Source organism: Stenotrophomonas sp. (genome assembly GCF_059505245.1).
This window is the reverse complement of record NZ_JCACKF010000028.1, coordinates 21560-38410: the sequence shown is the minus strand read 5'-3', so window position 1 is coordinate 38410 and position 16851 is coordinate 21560. Positions and strand designations below refer to the sequence as shown.

16 protein-coding genes and 1 tRNA gene are annotated in these 16851 nt (G+C 68.5%); 9 read left to right on the top strand and 8 right to left on the bottom strand.

Translation table 11 applies throughout. The features are described 5' to 3' along the window. Nucleotides 1–21: 21 nt before the first annotated feature. Nucleotides 22–441 (bottom strand): hypothetical protein, encoded by a 420-nt coding sequence (locus AC5JLE_RS11570; protein ID WP_046429036.1) that lies wholly within the window; start codon nt 439–441, stop codon nt 22–24. Between the two features lie 122 nt (nt 442–563). On the opposite strand from AC5JLE_RS11570, the gene sufT reads away from it, so the two are divergent. The 3 genes from sufT to AC5JLE_RS11555 all read left to right on the top strand — a co-directional run bounded on the left by sufT (nt 564) and on the right by AC5JLE_RS11555 (nt 4480). Continuing rightward, a complete protein-coding gene (gene sufT, locus AC5JLE_RS11565; protein WP_005415385.1) occupies nt 564–1115 on the top strand; it encodes a putative Fe-S cluster assembly protein SufT in 552 nt (183 codons plus the stop codon). Between the two features lie 59 nt (nt 1116–1174). Beyond that, on the top strand, nt 1175–2269 hold the full coding sequence (locus AC5JLE_RS11560) for a branched-chain amino acid aminotransferase (protein WP_014646022.1): 1095 nt from the start codon (nt 1175–1177) through the stop codon (nt 2267–2269). A gap of 471 nt (nt 2270–2740) precedes the next feature. After that, nucleotides 2741–4480, top strand: coding sequence for a S8 family peptidase (locus AC5JLE_RS11555; protein WP_496065319.1), 1740 nt, complete (start codon nt 2741–2743; stop codon nt 4478–4480). Between the two features lie 88 nt (nt 4481–4568). Here the strand turns inward: AC5JLE_RS11555 and AC5JLE_RS11550 are convergent, their stop codons facing one another. The 3 genes from AC5JLE_RS11550 to wrbA form a co-directional block, all read right to left on the bottom strand. Next, nucleotides 4569–5054, bottom strand: coding sequence for an asparaginase domain-containing protein (locus AC5JLE_RS11550; RefSeq protein ID WP_010481766.1), 486 nt, complete (start codon nt 5052–5054; stop codon nt 4569–4571). 79 nt (nt 5055–5133) lie between these two features. Further along, a complete protein-coding gene (locus tag AC5JLE_RS11545) occupies nt 5134–5469 on the bottom strand; it encodes a DUF2069 domain-containing protein (protein WP_014646024.1) in 336 nt (111 codons plus the stop codon). Beyond that, a complete protein-coding gene (gene wrbA / locus AC5JLE_RS11540) occupies nt 5466–6059 on the bottom strand; it encodes an NAD(P)H:quinone oxidoreductase (RefSeq protein ID WP_014646025.1) in 594 nt (197 codons plus the stop codon). The genes AC5JLE_RS11545 and wrbA overlap by 4 nt, the downstream gene beginning before the upstream one ends. 77 nt (nt 6060–6136) lie before the next feature. Between wrbA and AC5JLE_RS11535 the strand changes: the two genes are divergently transcribed. Then, entirely contained in the window at nt 6137–7411 is a 1275-nt protein-coding gene (locus AC5JLE_RS11535) for a YihY family inner membrane protein (RefSeq protein WP_032956948.1), read from the top strand. Beyond that, nucleotides 7408–7983 (top strand): TlpA family protein disulfide reductase, encoded by a 576-nt coding sequence (locus AC5JLE_RS11530; protein ID WP_049408756.1) that lies wholly within the window; start codon nt 7408–7410, stop codon nt 7981–7983. The genes AC5JLE_RS11535 and AC5JLE_RS11530 overlap by 4 nt, the downstream gene beginning before the upstream one ends. 493 nt (nt 7984–8476) lie before the next feature. Here AC5JLE_RS11530 and ppk2 read toward each other — a convergent pair whose 3' ends face one another. Genes ppk2 through hemA form a run of 4 tightly spaced genes read right to left on the bottom strand, consistent with a single transcriptional unit; the run spans nt 8477 to nt 13361 of the window. Beyond that, nucleotides 8477–9259 carry a polyphosphate kinase 2 gene (ppk2, locus tag AC5JLE_RS11525; protein ID WP_049406807.1) on the bottom strand — a complete coding sequence of 261 codons (783 nt, stop codon included), beginning with the start codon at nt 9257–9259 and terminating at the stop codon, nt 8477–8479. A gap of 46 nt (nt 9260–9305) precedes the next feature. Then, nucleotides 9306–11012 carry an O-linked N-acetylglucosamine transferase, SPINDLY family protein gene (locus AC5JLE_RS11520; RefSeq protein ID WP_164109959.1) on the bottom strand — a complete coding sequence of 569 codons (1707 nt, stop codon included), beginning with the start codon at nt 11010–11012 and terminating at the stop codon, nt 9306–9308. A 5-nt stretch (nt 11013–11017) separates the two neighbouring features. Continuing rightward, nucleotides 11018–12100, bottom strand: coding sequence for a peptide chain release factor 1 (gene prfA, locus AC5JLE_RS11515; protein WP_014646030.1), 1083 nt, complete (start codon nt 12098–12100; stop codon nt 11018–11020). Continuing rightward, entirely contained in the window at nt 12078–13361 is a 1284-nt protein-coding gene (gene hemA / locus AC5JLE_RS11510; RefSeq protein ID WP_032956936.1) for a glutamyl-tRNA reductase, read from the bottom strand. The genes prfA and hemA overlap by 23 nt, the downstream gene beginning before the upstream one ends. 63 nt (nt 13362–13424) lie before the next feature. On the opposite strand from hemA, the gene AC5JLE_RS11505 reads away from it, so the two are divergent. The 4 genes from AC5JLE_RS11505 to AC5JLE_RS11490 all read left to right on the top strand — a co-directional run bounded on the left by AC5JLE_RS11505 (nt 13425) and on the right by AC5JLE_RS11490 (nt 16720). After that, nucleotides 13425–15110 (top strand): tetratricopeptide repeat protein, encoded by a 1686-nt coding sequence (locus tag AC5JLE_RS11505; protein ID WP_180886929.1) that lies wholly within the window; start codon nt 13425–13427, stop codon nt 15108–15110. After that, entirely contained in the window at nt 15107–15766 is a 660-nt protein-coding gene (lolB, locus tag AC5JLE_RS11500; RefSeq protein WP_053495025.1) for a lipoprotein insertase outer membrane protein LolB, read from the top strand. Before AC5JLE_RS11505 ends, lolB begins: the two co-directional genes overlap by 4 nt. After that, a complete protein-coding gene (gene ispE, locus AC5JLE_RS11495; RefSeq protein WP_241884048.1) occupies nt 15763–16632 on the top strand; it encodes a 4-(cytidine 5'-diphospho)-2-C-methyl-D-erythritol kinase in 870 nt (289 codons plus the stop codon). The genes lolB and ispE overlap by 4 nt, the downstream gene beginning before the upstream one ends. 11 nt (nt 16633–16643) lie before the next feature. Next, nucleotides 16644–16720 (top strand) — tRNA-Gln (locus tag AC5JLE_RS11490). Nucleotides 16721–16851: the final 131 nt, after the last annotated feature.

The following is a 16851-nucleotide window of genomic DNA, read 5'->3' as shown; positions in this document are numbered from 1 at the left end:
GCGTGGCGTGGATCTACGCGCTCAGCGCGCCAGCCAGGCGCCGACGACCACGGCCACGGCCAGCCACAGCCATTCCATCGCGCCATTGGCCAGGTTGATCAGGGTCCAGGCCAGGTGCGGGCCCATCCGCGTGGTGGCGTCCCACAGGTCCAGACCGATCGAGCCGCCCATCCAGGCGCTGGCGATGGCCCAGTTGGCCACGGCGGCCACCAGCAGGGTGCCGAGCACGACCAGGGCGATGCGCAACCGGCCCGGGCCCAGTGTGCCCAGGCGCAGCATGAACACCAGTTCCAGGGCGGACACTACCGCCATCCAGCCGACCTGTCGGCCGGTCATCAGCGCCAGGACCATCCAGGCGAGGGGAGCAACAAGCAGACCCAGCAACAGCATGAGGGACCAGAGCCAGGTGACGGTCCTGGCACGCGTGGCAATGGAGGACATCGAAGCTCCCTGAAGATCACCCACAGGATACTGTGGTTTGCCGCAGTGCACCGGCGGTGCCGGGGCGGCTGGGCTAGAATGCCGTCTTGCGTGGCCCCGGCCACGGCCCCATATCGGTCCCCATGTATTCCCGTAGCAGCGAACCTGTCCACTTCGAACGCGATTGCGAGGCCGTGATGGTCCCGCAGGGCGATACCGTGACCCTGCCTGCCGGCAGCTATGGGTACATCACCCAGGCGCTGGGCGGCAGCTATTCGGTGTTCGTCGAGGGCAACCTGTTCCGCATCGCCGGCAAGGACGGCGACGCCATCGGCAAGGAGGCGCCGGCACCGCTCGAGCTGCCGGCCGACGCCACCGATGAGCAGGTGGAACAACTGGTGTGGCAGCAGCTGCGCACCTGCTTCGACCCGGAGATTCCGGTCAACATCGTTGAACTGGGCCTGGTCTATGAAGTGGAGATCAAGCATCTGGACGAAGGCAAGCGCGAGATCGACGTGAAGATGACCCTGACCGCACCGGGCTGTGGCATGGGCGAGATCCTGGTCGACGACGTGCGCAGCAAGCTTGAAATGATCCCGACGGTGGCCGAGGCCGACGTCGACCTGGTGTTCGACCCGCCGTGGAACCAGCACATGATGTCCGAGGCGGCGCGGCTCGAGACCGGCATGCTTTGACCCAGGGCCCGCAGTGACGCGGGCCCGGCACTACCCGCAACCAGAACAGGAATCCTCCGGTGTCCCAGTCCATTCCCAGCTTCGCCGTCACCCGTTCGGACCACCCGCGCAGCGCTGAAGAGCGCGCCAAGATCCTGGAGAAGCCGGGCTTCGGCCTGCACTTCACCGATCACATGGTGGAAGTGCGCTGGGACAAGGATGCCGGCTGGCACAACGCCAGTGTGCGTGCCTACGGCCCGCTGCAGCTGGACCCGGCCGCGGCCGTGCTGCACTACGGCCAGGAGATCTTCGAAGGCATCAAGGCCTACCGCCATGCTGACGGCTCGATCTGGACCTTCCGCCCGGATGCCAACGGCCGTCGCCTGCAGCGTTCGGCGCAGCGCCTGGCGCTGCCGGAACTGCCGGTGGAGATCTTCGTCGAATCGCTGAAGCAGCTGATCGCCGTCGACAGCGAGTGGGTGCCGTCGGCCGACGAGTCGAGCCTGTACTTCCGCCCGTTCATGATCGGCGACGAAGCCTTCCTCGGCGTGCGCGGCGCGCACAAGGCCGGCTACTACGTCATCGCCAGCCCGGCCGGCCCGTACTTTGCCAAGGGCGTGGCCCCGGTGTCGATCTGGCTGTCCACCGAATACGCGCGCGCGGCCAAGGGCGGCACCGGCGCCGCCAAGTGCGGTGGCAACTACGCCGCCTCGCTGCTGCCGCAGCAGAAGGCGCAGGCACAGGGCTGCTCGCAGGTGCTGTTCCTCGACCCGGTCGAAGGCAAGTACCTGGAAGAGCTGGGTGGCATGAACGTGTTCCTGGTCTACAAGGACGGCACGCTGGTGACCCCGGAACTGTCCGGCAGCATCCTCGAGGGCATCACCCGCGAGAGCATCCTGCAGCTGGCGCGCGACCGTGGCATGAAGGTCGAAGAGCGCAAGGTCAGCATCGACGAGTGGAAGGACGGCGTGGCCTCCGGTGCGATCAGCGAAGTGTTTGCCTGTGGCACTGCGGCGGTGGTCACCCCGATCGGCCAGCTGAAGGGCGAGGGTTTCTCGGTGGGCGACATCAACGCGCCGGCCGGCGAAGTGACCATGTCGCTGCGCAAGGAACTGACCGACATCCAGTACGGCCGCCTGCCGGACCGGCACAACTGGCTGGTCAAGCTGGGCTGATCGCCCGCACCGGGTTGTAGACCCGAGCGCGCGCTCGGCTGCGTTGTTCCTGGAAAGCCCGTCCCTGTGACGGGCTTTCTGCGTTTTGGACAGGTGGGTGGGGTCAGATCCTTTTCCGTGGGAAAAGGGATCTGACCCCGGCTCCGACCCCGAATCGGCGGATGCCGATGTCGGCAAAGTCATCGCAGGACAGGTGATGACCCAGTCAGGTGTGTGCAGGAGATGAGAAAGTTCCTTCACCTTCACAAACCCTCGACCCGGGAAGTCTCAGAACGAACATTTCATCTTGCTGAAAAGACGCTGAAAATCTTGTGGTGTCCGGTTTTGGTCATTAGCGTCATCTGCACGGCGGATCGATAGGGGGATCCGCTGACTCGCCGGACTTCGAACCTCGCCAACGCAAGCCAGCCCATGGTTCGGGCCGGTGCTTCTGCCGATTCCGGCATTCACACCACTAGAAAGGGAAATACGATGTCCCAGGTAACGCAACCGCGTGTGCGTCGAGTGTGGGTGGTCCTTGGTGCGTCCGTTCTGTCATCGCTGCTGCTGGCCACGCCTGCGCTGGCCGGTGACGTCCAGCTCAGCGGCCTGCAGTCCGCGCCGACGCACCAGCGCTTCATCGTGAAGTACCGCGACGGCAGTGCGCCGGTGGCCAACACCACCGCACTGGCCTCTTCGCTGAAGAGTGCCGCCGCCGGCCTGGCCAGCAGCCAGGGCCGTGCGCTGGGCCTGCAGCAGGTCCGCAAGCTGGCCGTCGGCCCGACCCTGGTCAGGACCGACCGCCCGCTTGACCAGGCTGAATCCGAGCTGCTGATGCGCAAGCTGGCCGCCGACCCGAACGTGGAATACGTCGAAGTCGACCAGATCATGCGTGCGACGCTGACCCCGAATGACACCCGCTTCAGCGAACAGTGGGGCTTTGGTACCTCCAACGCGTCGATCAACGTGCGGCCGGCCTGGGACAAGGCCACCGGCACCGGCGTGGTGGTGGCCGTGATCGATACCGGCATCACCAACCATCCCGATCTCAACGCCAACATCCTGCCCGGCTATGACTTCATCAGCGATGCCGCGATGGCGCGCGATGGCGGTGGCCGCGACAGCAACCCGAACGACGAGGGCGACTGGTATGGCGCCAACGAGTGCGGCTCGGGCATCCCGGCGTCCAACTCCAGCTGGCACGGCACCCACGTCGCCGGCACCGTGGCGGCGGTGACCAACAACAGCACCGGCGTGGCCGGCACGGCGTTCAACGCCAAGGTCGTCCCGGTGCGCGTGCTCGGCAAGTGCGGCGGCTATACCTCCGACATCGCCGATGCGATCGTGTGGGCCTCCGGCGGCACCGTCAGTGGCGTGCCGGCCAATGCCAATCCGGCGGAAGTCATCAACATGTCGCTGGGCGGCGGCGGCACCTGCTCGGCCACCTACCAGAACGCGATCAACGGCGCGGTCGGCCGCGGCACCACCGTGGTGGTCGCCGCCGGCAACAGCAACACCAACGTGTCCTCGTCGGTGCCGGCCAACTGCGCGAACGTGATCGCGGTGGCGGCCACGACCTCGGCCGGTGCGCGTGCCAGCTTCTCCAACTATGGTGCCGGCATCGACATTTCCGGCCCGGGCCAGAGCATCCTGTCCACCCTCAACACCGGCACCACCACGCCGGGCAGCGCCACCTATGCGTCCTACAACGGCACCTCGATGGCGGCGCCGCATGTGGCCGGTGTGGTGGCCCTGATGCAGTCGGTGGCGCCGAGCCCGCTGAGCCCGGCACAGGTCGAGAGCATCATCAAGAGCACCGCACGCCCGCTGCCGGGCGCCTGCTCGGGGGGCTGCGGCGCCGGCATCGTCGACGCCAACGCGGCCGTGGATGCGGCGATCAATGGCGGTGGCCCGAACCCGGGCGGCAACGTGCTGCAGAACAACGTGCCGGTGACCGGCCTGGGCGCCGCGACCGGTGCCGAGCTGAACTACACCGTCGCCGTTCCGGCCGGCAGCACCCAGCTGCGCGTGGCAATCAGTGGCGGCAGCGGTGATGCCGACCTGTACGTTCGCCAGGGCAGTGCCCCGACCGATACCACCTACACCTGCCGTCCGTACCTGAGCGGCAACAGCGAGACCTGCACCATCAACAGCCCTGCCGCCGGCACCTGGTATGTGCGGGTGAAGGCGTACAGCACCTTCTCGGGCCTGACCCTCAACGCCCAGTACTGAGCCCAAGTCCCTCTCCAAGGGCACGCCCTGGCTTCGGCCGGGGCGTTTTTGTCCGGGTGGGTGCCGACCTCGGCCGGCACGCTGTTCCTCAGACCGACTCGAAACGGTTCGCCGCCACGTTCTTGCGCACGTGCTGCGGGTCGAAGATCCGCCCGTTCATCGCGATGTACACGCCGCTCGGCAGCGACTGCACCGCACCGATCGCACAACCGATGTTGAACTCCGCATCCGAGCCGCGGAAGCGTGCCGGGCTCAGCGCACCGGTCATCACGATGGTCTTGTCCGGGATCGTCGCCAGCACCTTGCCGGTCTGCACCATCGAATCGGTGCCGTGGGTCACCAGCACGTGCCGGGTGGGCTGCGCGGCGATGGTGGCGCGGATCAGCTCGCGGTCCTCGTCGTTGATGTGCAGCGAATCCTTGCGCAGGATCGGAATCACGTTGAAGCGGAACGTCACGCCCAGCTCGCGCAGGATCATGCCGATCTGCGGATCGCCGATCTGGTAGTCCGACTTGTCGTCGAAGTAGATCTTGTCGATCGTGCCACCGGTGGTGACGACCAGGAGCTCTTCCATCATGTGCATGCGCGAAACCAGGACAGGGACTGCGGCGCGGGGCCAGGAATGCAGATGATAAGGCCCTGGGCGCGCAGCGTCAGCGCCGCTTGCCGAAGCGGGCGCGCAGGCCGGGCAGGCTGGCGCTGAAGATCACCAGCAGCGCCAGCGCGATCTCGATCAGCGCCAGCCAGCGCGTCTCCGGGTGGCTCCAGGCGCTCATCACGCCGTGGCTGAACCACCCCAGCGCCAGCACCGAGGCCCAGAAGCCGGCCTTGCGCCAGCCCAGGCGCACGGCGATGGCCAGCGCCAGCGGTGGCGCGGTGAACACCAGCTGGGTGGCCAGCCAGTGCCTGTCATTGATGAACCAGCCTGCGAACAGCGCGGCCAGCCCCATCAGGGCCAACAGCAGGACCGTGCGCGGCGCGCGGTTCATCGGGCCAACCGCTGCGCGATGTCGGCCACCCGGCGCCCCAGCGCGCGCGCCAGCACCGCTTCGTCGTCGGTCGGCTGCGGATCGTCGGCGGCACCGGCCACGTGGCTGGCGCCATAGGGCGTGCCGCCACTGGTGGTGTGGCTCAGCGCCGGTTCGGTGAACGGGATGCCGACGATCACGCAGCCGTGGTGCAGCAGTGGCACCTGCATCGACAGCAGGGTCGATTCCTGGCCGCCGTGCATCGAGGCGGTGGACGTGAACACGCCGGCCGGCTTGCCGGACAGGGTGCCATTGACCCATTCGGCGCCCAGCCCATCCAGGAAGTGCTTGACCGGCGCGGCCATGTTGCCGAAGCGGGTGGGGCTGCCGAGCAGCAGGCCCTGGCAGTCGACCAGGTCCTGCACGCTCACGTAGGGGGCGCCATCGTCGGGTACCGGTGGCTGCGCGGTCTGGGTCACGGCGGCCACCGGCGGCACCGTGCGCAGGCGCGCGGTCATGCCCGGCACTTCGCCGATGCCCCGCGCGATCTGGCGCGCCAGCCGTGCCACCGAACCGCCCCGGCTGTAGTACAGCACCAGAATCTCGCCCATCGTGCCCGCTTCTCCTCGTCGTGTGGCTACCAGTATGGCTATCCTGCCAGCATTCCGCATCGGGTACCCTTCCACCGATGGAACCTTTGGATACGCTCAACCTGTGGATGGAGCGCGCGCGGGATCGCGCACGGGCCATCAGTTTCGGCCGCTTCCTGTGGCATCGCTTCCTCGACGACCGCCTGTTCCAGGCAGCGGCGGCGCTGGCCTACACCACGGTGTTCGCGCTGGTACCGCTGGCGATCGTGGTATTCGGTGTGCTGTCGGCCTTCCCCGTCTTCGACCGCTGGAGCGATCAGCTCAGCGACTACGTATTCTCCAACTTCGTGCCCTCCGCGGCGCGTGCGGCCGAGGGCTACCTGCGGCAGTTCTCGGCCAGTGCCGGCCAGCTGACGGCGGCCGGCTTCATCGCACTGGTGGCCTCACTGCTGATCACGCTCAACAGTGTGGAAGAGACCTTCAACCAGATCTGGCGGGTCGGCTCGACCCGGCCCAAGCTGACCCGCTTCCTGGTCTACTGGACCGTGCTGACCTTGGGCGCGATGCTCGCCGCCGCATCGCTTGCGGTATCGGCGCGGGTGTTCGCGATGCCGTTGTTCGGTACCCAGGAGGGCCGTTGGTTGGCCGAGCTGGCGCTGCGGCTGGCGCCGATCCTGATCGAGTTCGTCTGCATCACGCTGATGTTCCGGGTGGTGCCGCACCACACGGTGAAATGGCGGCATGCCGTGCCCGGCGCGATCCTGGCGGCGGTCATCCTGGAACTGGTGAAGTGGGGCATCGGTGCCTATCTGGGCAGCTTCCAGTCCTACCAGAAACTGTATGGCACGGTGGCGTTCGTGCCGATCCTGCTGCTGTGGATCTACCTGTGCTGGGTGGCGGTGCTGCTGGGGGCGTCGCTGGCTTCTTCGATGGCCGCCTTCCGCTACCAGCCGGTGGAACTGCGCCTGCCGCAGGGGTATGAGTTCTATGGACTGCTGCGCCTGCTTGGCCGCTTCCAGCATGCACGGGCCAAGGGCAAGGGCCTGGCCGATGACGAGATCCTGCGGCTGGAGCCGATGCTGACCGATTCACTGCTGCAGGACCTGATCTGCAACCTGCAGGAGATCGACCTGCTGCGCCGCGACGAGCGGGGCGAGTGGCTGCTGTCGCGTGACCTGGACCAGGTCAGCCTGGCCGATCTGTACGAATGCACCCAGCTGCGCATCCCGGTGGCCGAGCAGCACCTGCCGTACCGTGATGACAGCCTGGGCCGTGCCGCACTGGCGGCGCTGGACGATCTGCGGCTGCCCCTGCGCGAACGCCTGAAGCGCAAGGTCAGTGATATCTATACCGACTCTGGAGACATGCCATGACCCGCAAGACGCCGTTGCCGCTGCTGCTCCCGTTGACCCTGCTGCTGGCCCTGGCGGCCTGCAAGCCGGCCCAGGAGCCGACACCGGCCAGCAGCCAGCCGCCGGCACAGGCGCCGACGCCGACCACTCCGGCACCGGTCGATGAAACCCCGGCCGAGCGCACCACTGCCGAATTCCCGACCTTGAAGATGAAGGCGGTGGATGGCAGCGACTACGATCTGGCCGCGCATCGTGGCAAGTGGGTGGTGGTGAACTTCTGGGCGACCTGGTGCGCCCCGTGCCGCAAGGAGATGCCCGAGCTGTCGGCGCTGCATGCGATGCGCAGCAACATCGAGGTGGTCGGCCTGGCCTATGAGGACATCGAAGTGCCGGAAATGCAGTCGTTCCTGACCAAGCATCCGGTGACCTATCCGATCGTGATCGTGGACCCGTTCGATCCGCCGGCCGACTTCGCCACGCCGCGAGGCCTGCCGTTGACGCATCTGCTGGATCCGCAGGGCAAGCTGGCCCACACCTTCCTTGGCCCGGTGACCGCCGCCGACATCGAAAAGCAGATCGCTGCTGGCAAATAGTGGGGTGGTCGGCAGGGCCTGCGGCCCTGCACCTCGGTACGCGCCATCGCATGCGCGCTGCCGCTCCCACGCTTCGCTGCGCGAACCGCGGGCCCCACTTACCAACACCCAAACCCCCGCCGCTTCGCGGCCGCCCCCTGACTCAGGGGGCTCTGCCCCAGACACGATCCGACGCCCGCCAGGCCAATGGGATTGCCGATGGGGTCAGATCCGCTTTCCGCAGGAAAACGGATCTGACCCCGGTTCCATTTCGATATCTGACAGATGTGTCGACCAAGGTCGACACCTACCAACAGCCGCAGGGATCTGTCAGAGGCGGGGCGGTTGGGTGGGTAGGACACGCCGTAGACCCGTCCATGGGGGCTCGATGTCGCCATCCATGGCACCAACGGTCGTGCCCACCCACCGCGCCGCCATCCCGCGGATGCCCGCTGTTGCTGTTGCCGTTGCCGTTGCGTTGAGCAGGTGCAGGGTGCAACCCTGCCGACCCACCCTATTCTTCGACCGGGAAGTCCTCGATCGGCTTCAGCACATCGTAGTGCTCGCGATGCAGCTTGCCCTTCAGCTTCGGCAGCTCCGGCAACGGCGCATCCACCCGTGTGTCCGGCAACCGGTCCAGCAGGTTGCGCACCAGGGTCAGTCGCCCCAGCCGCTGGTCGTTGAAATCCACCAGCGTCCACGGCGCAGCCTCGCGATGCGTCGCGCGCAGCATCGCCTCGCGGGCTTCGGTATAGGCGCTGTACTTGCTGCGCGATTTCAGGTCGACCGGGGACAGCTTCCAGCCCTTCAGCGGATCGAGGTGGCGTTCGGCGAAGCGCTTCTCCTGCTGCTCCTGGTCCACGCACAGCCAGTACTTGAACAGCAGGATGCCGTCATCCACCAGCAGCTGCTCGAACACCGGTGCCTGGCGCAGGAACTGCTGGTACTCGGTTTCGCTGCAATAGCCCATCACCCGCTCGACGCCTGCGCGGTTGTACCAGCTGCGGTCCATCAGCACGATCTCGCCGGCGGCGGGAAGATGCGAGGCATAGCGCTGGAAATACCACTGCGTGGCTTCGCGGTCGGTAGGCTTGGGCAGTGCTACCACCCGGCATTGGCGTGGATTGAGATGCTGGCTGATGGCCTGGATCGCGCCGCCCTTGCCTGCCGTATCCCGTCCCTCGAACAGCACCAGCAGGCGTTGCCCGCTGAGCTGCACCCAGCGCGCCATCGCGGTCAGTTCCAGCTGCAGCGGCAGCAGCAGTTCGTCGTAGTCCTTGCGCTTGAGCTTGGCCATCGTCACACCACGCGGGGAGGAAGCCCGAGCGTAACGCAGGGGTCGCTCAGGTGTTGTCGACACCTTGCCAGCCGTGTTCACCGGCAAGCCGCTGCAGCAGGACCGACAGGTCGCGGGCAAACCCGGCCATGTCGAACAGGCCACTGCGTTCGCGCGCCTGCGCCAGCTCGGCGCGAAGCGAGGCCAGTGCTGCGGGGTCATTGCCCAGTGCGCTGGCGGTGGCGATGAACGCCGCATCATCGGCGACATTCATCCGGGCCAGCCCCAGATGGTGGTTGAGGCTGCCGGCCACGCGCGCGGCGAAGGTGTCGCCCGGGCAGGTCAGCACCGGGCAGCCGGCCCACAGTGCATCGGAGGCGGTGGTGTGCGCGTTGTACGGATGCGTGTCGAGGAACAGGTCGGCCAGTGGGTAGCGGGCCAGGTACTGCGGATGCGGCAGCTTGGCCATGAACACCAGCCGCGCCGGGTCCAGGCCGGCAGCCTGCGCGGCGGTGCGCAGGCGGGCGTCGGCCTGGCCGGGGCCGGACAGCAGCCACAGCACGCTGCCGGGCACGGCCTGCAACACTGCGAAGGCGCGGCCCATGCTGCGCGGGTTGAGCTTGTAGCTGTTGTTGAAGCAGCAGAACACCACGCCGTGCTCGGGCAGCCCGCACTCGGCGCGGGACGGCGACGGCTCCAGCGTGCGGGTGTTGTCCGAGGGCTGGAAGGCCCGCGGAAGGCGCAGGACGCGTTCGCTGAAGTGCGGTTCCAGCGCTGCCGGCAGTACGAATTCGTCGGCGACCACGGCGTCCAGCCATCGCGCGCCCGAGGTGCCGGGGTAGGCCAGCCAGTTCAGCTGCAGCGGGGCCGGGCGCATCGCCAGCACTTCGGGCGCGCCGCCGCCGCCCCAGCCGCGCAGGTCGAACAGCAGGTCGATGCCCTGTGCGCGGATGCGGGCCGCGATGTCGGCATGCCGCAGTGCGGCCACCTCATGCAGCCGGGTCGCGGACTGCAGGCGTTCGCGGATGCCGCTGCCATCGGCGCGGTTCAGCGCGAACAGGTGCAGCTGCAACGCCGGGTCATGACGCAGGTGTTCGAGCAGGGCCACGGTCAGCAGCCCGGTGGGATGGGCGCCGAAGCCATTGGAAAGGAAACCGACGCGCAACGGGCCGCGCGCGCGTACCGTCACTGCCGGCAAGGGCCGGACCGAGGCGGCGATCAGCGCGGCGCGCGCACGTGCACAGGCCAACTGCTCGCCCGCGCTGGCGTCTTCGCTGAGGAAGGCGAAGGGTTCCACCGCACCGTGGCCGGCGGCGAGCGCGGCGCGTACCTGCGCAGCCAGCGTGTCCACGTCCTGCCAGTCGCACAGGCGGCGCTGCCACGCCAGGCGCTGCGCGGCGATGTAGGGTTCATCCGGCATCAGCGCATGCGCGCGGCGATAGGCCGCTGCTGCGCCTTCGGCATCGTCGGCGTCTTCCAGCGCATGGCCCAGCCACAGCGCGATGCCCGGGTGCTGCGGGGCCAATGCCGAGGCCTGGCCGAGCAGCTTCGCCGCGTCGGCGTGCGCGCCGGCCATCCAGGCCACGCGGCCCAGGCGCGCCAGGGCCTCGGGGTGGTTCGGGCGCAGCTGCAGCGCGCGTCGTGCCGCCTGCTCGCCGGCGGCGATGTCGCCGGCTTCCAGTTCGAGGTCGGCCAGCATCACCCAGGCGACGAAATCGCCGGGCTGGCGTGCGATCGCCTGCTGCAGGTGCTGTCGCTGCTGCCAGGCCGACATCGTGCTCAGCCCGCCGACAGCTGGGCCAGGGCATCGACCTGGTGTTCGTGGCTGAGCCGCTGCAGCAGCGGGTCGAGGTCGCCGGCGAGGATGTTGGGCAGGTCGTACAGGGTCAGGCCTTCCACGCGGTGGTCGGTGATCCGGCCCTGCGGGAAGTTGTAGGTGCGGATGCGCTGGCTGCGGTCGCCGCTGCCGACCTGCAGGCGCCGCGATTCGGCCTGCGCGGCGTCCTGGCGCTGGCGCTCGGCATCGAGCAGCTGCGCCTTCAGGCGCTTCATCGCCTTGTCGCGGTTGGCGTGCTGGCTGCGCTCGGTCTGGCACTCCACCACCACGCCGGTCGGCACGTGGGTGATGCGGATGGCCGATTCGGTCTTGTTGACGTGCTGGCCGCCGGCACCGGACGAGCGGAACGTATCCACCTTCAGGTCGGCCGGGTTGATGACGATGTCATCGACCTCGTCGGCCTCGGGAATGATCGCCACGGTGGCCGCCGAAGTGTGGATGCGGCCCTGCGATTCGGTGGCCGGCACGCGCTGCACGCGATGCGTGCCCGATTCGAACTTCAGGCGCGAGAACGCACCACGGCCGACCACGCGCGCCACCACTTCCTTGTAGCCGCCATGCTCACCGGGGTTGTCCGATTCGATCTCGACCTTCCAGCCCTGGCGCTCGGCATAGCGGGCGTACATGCGGAACAGATCGCCGGCGAAGATCGCGGCTTCATCGCCGCCGGTGCCGGCGCGTACTTCCAGGAACAGGTTGCCTTCGTCGCGCGGATCGCGCGGTACCAGCAGCAGGGCCAGTTCTTGTTCCAGTTCCTGCAGGCGCGCCTGCGCCGCGGCGATTTCCTCGTCGGCCAGTTCACGCAGGTCGGGGTCGGCGCGCATGCCTTCGGCGGCGGCCAGGTCGGCCTTGGCACGGGCTTCCTCGGCGAGCGCGGCAGCGACCGGTTCAAGTTGGGCGAATTCGCGCGAAAGGTCGCGGAAACGGGTGTTGTCGGCGACCACATCGGGTTCGGCGAGCAGGCGTTCCAGTTCTTCGCGGCGCTCGGCCAGCGCTTCCAGCTTACGGCGCAGGGTCGGCGTCATCGGGTCTCACGGGTGGGTGGCGGTAACCCGGCGTGGCCGGGAACAGGCGCTCGGCGGCGCGGGTCAGGTCGGCATCGCCACTGAGCGCGGCCGCGCGCAGTGCGGCGGTCGGCGGATGCAGCAGGCGGTTGGTCAGGCCATGGGCCAGCAGTTCCAGCACTTCGTCGGCGGGCTTGCCGTTGGCCAGCTGCTGCCGTGCGCGCTCCAGCAGTTCGGCGCGGGTCGCTTCGCCGAACGCACGCAGCTGCCGCAGCGGTGCCTGGTGGGCGTTGGCCTGCTGGGTCTCGATGAAACGCGACACCTGCAGGTCGATGATCGCCTCGGCCTCGGCGGCGGCCTCGCGGCGGCCACGACGGTTGTCTTCCACCGCGCGTTCCAGGTCATCGACGGTGTAGAGGAAGGCGTCGTTGAGCGTGCCGACCTCGGCTTCGATGTCGCGCGGCACGGCCAGGTCGAACAGCAGCATCGGCTTGTGCCGGCGCGCGCGCAGTGCCTTGGCCACCATCTCGCGATGGATCACCGGTTCGCGCGCGGCGGTGGCCGAGAACACGATGTCGGCCTCGCCGAGGTGGCGGTCCAGTTCGGTCAGCGGCAGGGCCACGCCGCCATGGCGGCTGGCCAGTTCCTGCGCGTGGGCAAGGGTGCGGTTGGCGATCAGCAGCCGCCGCACCTTGCCCTCACTCAGGTGGCGTGCAGCCAGCTCGATGGTCTCGCCGGCACCGACCAGCAGCACGGTGGAGTCATCCAGGCGCGCGAAGGCGTTCTGCGCCAGGCGCACCGCGGCCGAGGCCACCGACACCGGGTTGGCGCCGACCTGGGTATCGGTGCGCGCACGCTTGGCTACCGAGAAGGTCTGCTGGAACAGGCGGTCCAGGCGCTGGCCGAGCAGGCCGTGGTCACGCGCGGTCGACCAGGCATCCTTTACCTGGCCGAGGATCTGCGGTTCGCCCAGCACCATCGAGTCCAGCCCGGTGGCGACCCGGAACAGGTGGCGCACGGCCTCGGCATCGGCATGCTGGTACAGGTAGCCCTGCAGGTCGCCTGCCTGGCTGTGCAGCCACTGGTCCAGCGCCTGTGCCGACTCGGCCACGGCATACAGTTCGGTGCGGTTGCAGGTGGACAGCAGCACTGCCTCGGCGATCTGCGGGGTATCGCGCAGCGAGCCCAGCGCACGCGGCAACGCCTCACCGGCGAAGGCCGCGCGCTCGCGCAGCTCCACCGGTGCGGTCTGGTGATTCAGTCCGAGCACCCACAGGGTCATTGTTCAGTTGCTTGCGATAAGCTGCTGGCCATTGGACGACATTTTAAGGCCCCGATGCCGACGATGCCCGCATTGATTCGCATCCCCAGTGTTCTGCTGCTGTCCCTGGCCTGCGCCCAGGCCCTGGCGGCGGTGCCGGCCAAGGCCCCCGTGCGGGCCGCGGCCACTGAGGAACTGGCGCTGGAACCGGTGATGGCCGGTGAGTTCGCCCTGCAGGCCGGCAAGCTGGCCGAGGCCGCGCGCTGGTACCTGCAGGCCGCGCAGCAGACCGACGGCGACGCCGGCCTGGCCGAGCGCGCGACCCGTATCTCCATGCTGGCCAACGATGATGCCAGCGCCGCCAAGGGCCTGGCCCTGTGGCAGCAGCGCGCCCCGCGCTCGTTGACCATGCGCAGCGCCGCCGGTGCGCTGGCCATGCGCCAGGGCGATGTGAAGGCTGCCCGCACCGAGCTGCAGGCGCTGCTGGCCGACCCCGACGAGCGCGGCTGGAAGTTCGCCCTGGCCGCGCTGATCGGCGGTGGCCGCGACCCGGCGGTGCCGGCGCAGGTGCTCGGCGAGCTGGTCGATGCCAATGCGATTCCGCCGAAGATCGAGGCCTGGCAGGAGTTCGGTCGCCTGGCCCTGCGCATGGACAAGCCCGAGCTGGCGCGGCGCATGATCGATGAAGTGGTCAAGCGCTTCCCGGAAGAACCGCGCGTAGCGTTGCTGCGTGCCAGCCAGCTGCAGCAGGCGGGCGAGACCGACAAGGCATTGTCGCTGCTGCACGACGTCGAGCCGAAGACCCGCCAGGACCCCGAGCTGCGCAATGCGGTGGCCATCGCCTACGACAGCCTGGGCCAGCCGGCTGCGGCCGAGCGCGTATTGGCGTTCGGCCCGCAGGACGTACAGACCTGGGGCATGCGCGCCTCGCTGCTGGCCAAGCAGGGCGACAAGGCGGCGCTGTCCAACCTCTACAACGAGCTGTCGCGGCAGGCGGCCAAGCCGGATCCGGCGCAGCGCCTGTTGCTGGGCAAGATCGCCGAATACCTGAAGCGTTACCCTGAGGCGGTGCAGTGGTACCACAGCGTGCCCGGTGGCGATGATCTGAGCGAAGCGCGCCTGCGCGCGGCCAATGCCCAGGCCCTGGCCGGGCGCCTGTCGCTGGCGCTGGAGGAAGTGCACGCGATCCAGTCCGACGCGGTGGTCGACGACGATGTGCGCCGTGACGCCTACCTGCTGGAAGCCGAACTGCGCCAGCGTGGTGACGACAGCGCCGGTGAACTGGATGCGCTGGCCCGCGGCCTGGCCGCCTACCCGGACGACAACGGCCTGCTGTACGCACGTGCGCTCACCTGGGAGCGCCGCGACGACATCCCGCGCGCCGAGGCCGACCTGCGCAAGATCCTGGTGACCGACCCGGAAAACGTGCCGGCGCTGAACGCGCTGGGCTACACCCTGGCCGATCGCACCGGCCGCCTGCAGGAAGCGCTGGAGCTGATCGACCGCGCCCGCGTGGCCGAGCCGGACAACGCCGCCATCGTCGACAGCTATGGCTGGGTGCTGTATCGCCTGGGCCGCAAGGAAGAGGCACTGGTACAGCTGCGCCGGGCCTGGACCCTGGCCAAGGACCCGGAGATCGCTTCCCACGTCGGCGAAGTGCTGTGGGTGCTGGGCAAGCATGACGAGGCCCGCCACTTCTTCGACGAAGCGGCCAAGCTCGACCCTGAAAACCGCGCGCTGCTGCGCGCCCGTGAGAAATTCAATCCATGAGTGGTTCCCTGATCCGGCCGCTGTTGTTGGCGGTCGTGACCCTGGCGGTGAGCGCCTGTACCAGTGTCGGCACGCAGAAGACCCCGGCGCCAGCGGTGGTCGAGATTGTTTCGGCTGAAGCGGCGCAGGCCGAGGCAGCGCGCGTGGCCGCGCTGCAGGCACAGCCGGACTGGGCCTTCCAGGGGCGGGTGGCGGTCAGCAAGGGCAAGGACGGCGGCAGCGGTCGCATCGACTGGAAGCAGGACGGCCGCCGCTACGTGGTCGAACTGAGCGCGCCGGTGACCCGGCAGAGCTGGAAGCTGACCGGCGACACCCATTCCGAAGCCGGTCGCCTGGAAGGGCTGTCCGGCGGTCCGCGCGATGGCGAGGACGCCCAGCAGCTGCTGCTGGAAGCGACTGGCTGGGACATCCCGGTCAATCAGCTGCCGGAGTGGATCCGCGGCCTGGTGGCCGGGGATGCTGCCGGTCCGGAAAAGGTCGAGCGCGACGGTGAAGGCCGGCCGCGCCGCATGCAGCAGATGGGCTGGCAGGTGCAGTACCTGGACTGGTACCCGGCCGACGCCGGACGACCGGCGCTGCCGCGACGGATCGAGGCCAGCAATGGCGACGCCAAGGTGCGCCTGCTGGTGGACCAGTGGGGGCAGGGCACGCCATGAGCGCCGGGCGCGACGACGCGGGCTGGTCCTGGTGGCCGGCCCCGGCCAAGCTGAACCTGTTCCTGCACATCACTGGCCGCCGGGCCGACGGCTACCACGAGCTGCAGACCGTATTCCGCCTGCTGGACTGGGGGGACCGCATCGGCCTGCGCCTGCGTGAAGACGGTCAGGTGCGTCGGCAGGGCGAGGGCCTGGCCGGCGTGGCCGAGGCCGATGACCTGGCGGTGCGGGCCGCGCGCCTGCTCCAGAATGAGGCGAAGGGCGCGCAAGGTGCTGACATCATCGTCGAAAAGCACGTTCCTGCCGGTGGTGGCTTCGGCGGCGGTTCGTCCGACGCGGCCACCGTGCTGGTGGTGCTGAATCGGCTCTGGCGCGCCGGCCTGGACGAGGATGCCCTGGCCGCGCTGGCCCTGCGCCTGGGCGCCGACGTGCCGGTGTTCGTGCGTGGCCACAACGCCTGGGCCGAAGGGGTAGGCGAGCGCCTGCAGCCGATCACGCTGGCGCCGGCCTGGTATGTGGTGGTTGAACCGGGTGTTCATGTTCCTACGCCGGTCCTGTTTGCAGACCCGGATTTGACGCGCGACAGCCCAGTGGCGAAAATAGAGGACTTCGCTTCCGGGACCCTGGTCGGGAACGCGTTCGAACCGGTGCTGCGCCGCCGTGAGCCTGCCGTCGATGCAGCGCTTGCCGCGTTGAGCGACATCGGCGCGGCGCGGCTGACCGGTTCGGGAAGTGGTTGTTTCGTCGAGTTCGCATCGCAGGCTGCTGCAGAGCAGGGGCGGTCGAAGTTGCCGAAGGAGTTGCGGGCAAGGGTGGCAGCGGGCGTTGCGCGTTCGCCACTGCTGGATGCACTCGAGCAACACTGATTTATCAATGCAGGGGCGTCGCCAAGAGGCCCAAGGCACCAGGTTTTGATCCTGGCATTCGTAGGTTCGAATCCTACCGCCCCTGCCAATAGCGGCTGTGTCCGCGCCTTCCAGCGCATCGCCCGCGCGGGACGTGGAAACAACCGCGGTGTTGTCAGCAGCAAGGGTCCATCGGGGTCCTTGCCGACTCCGGATCCCCGCCACTCGTCCCCGCCCGAG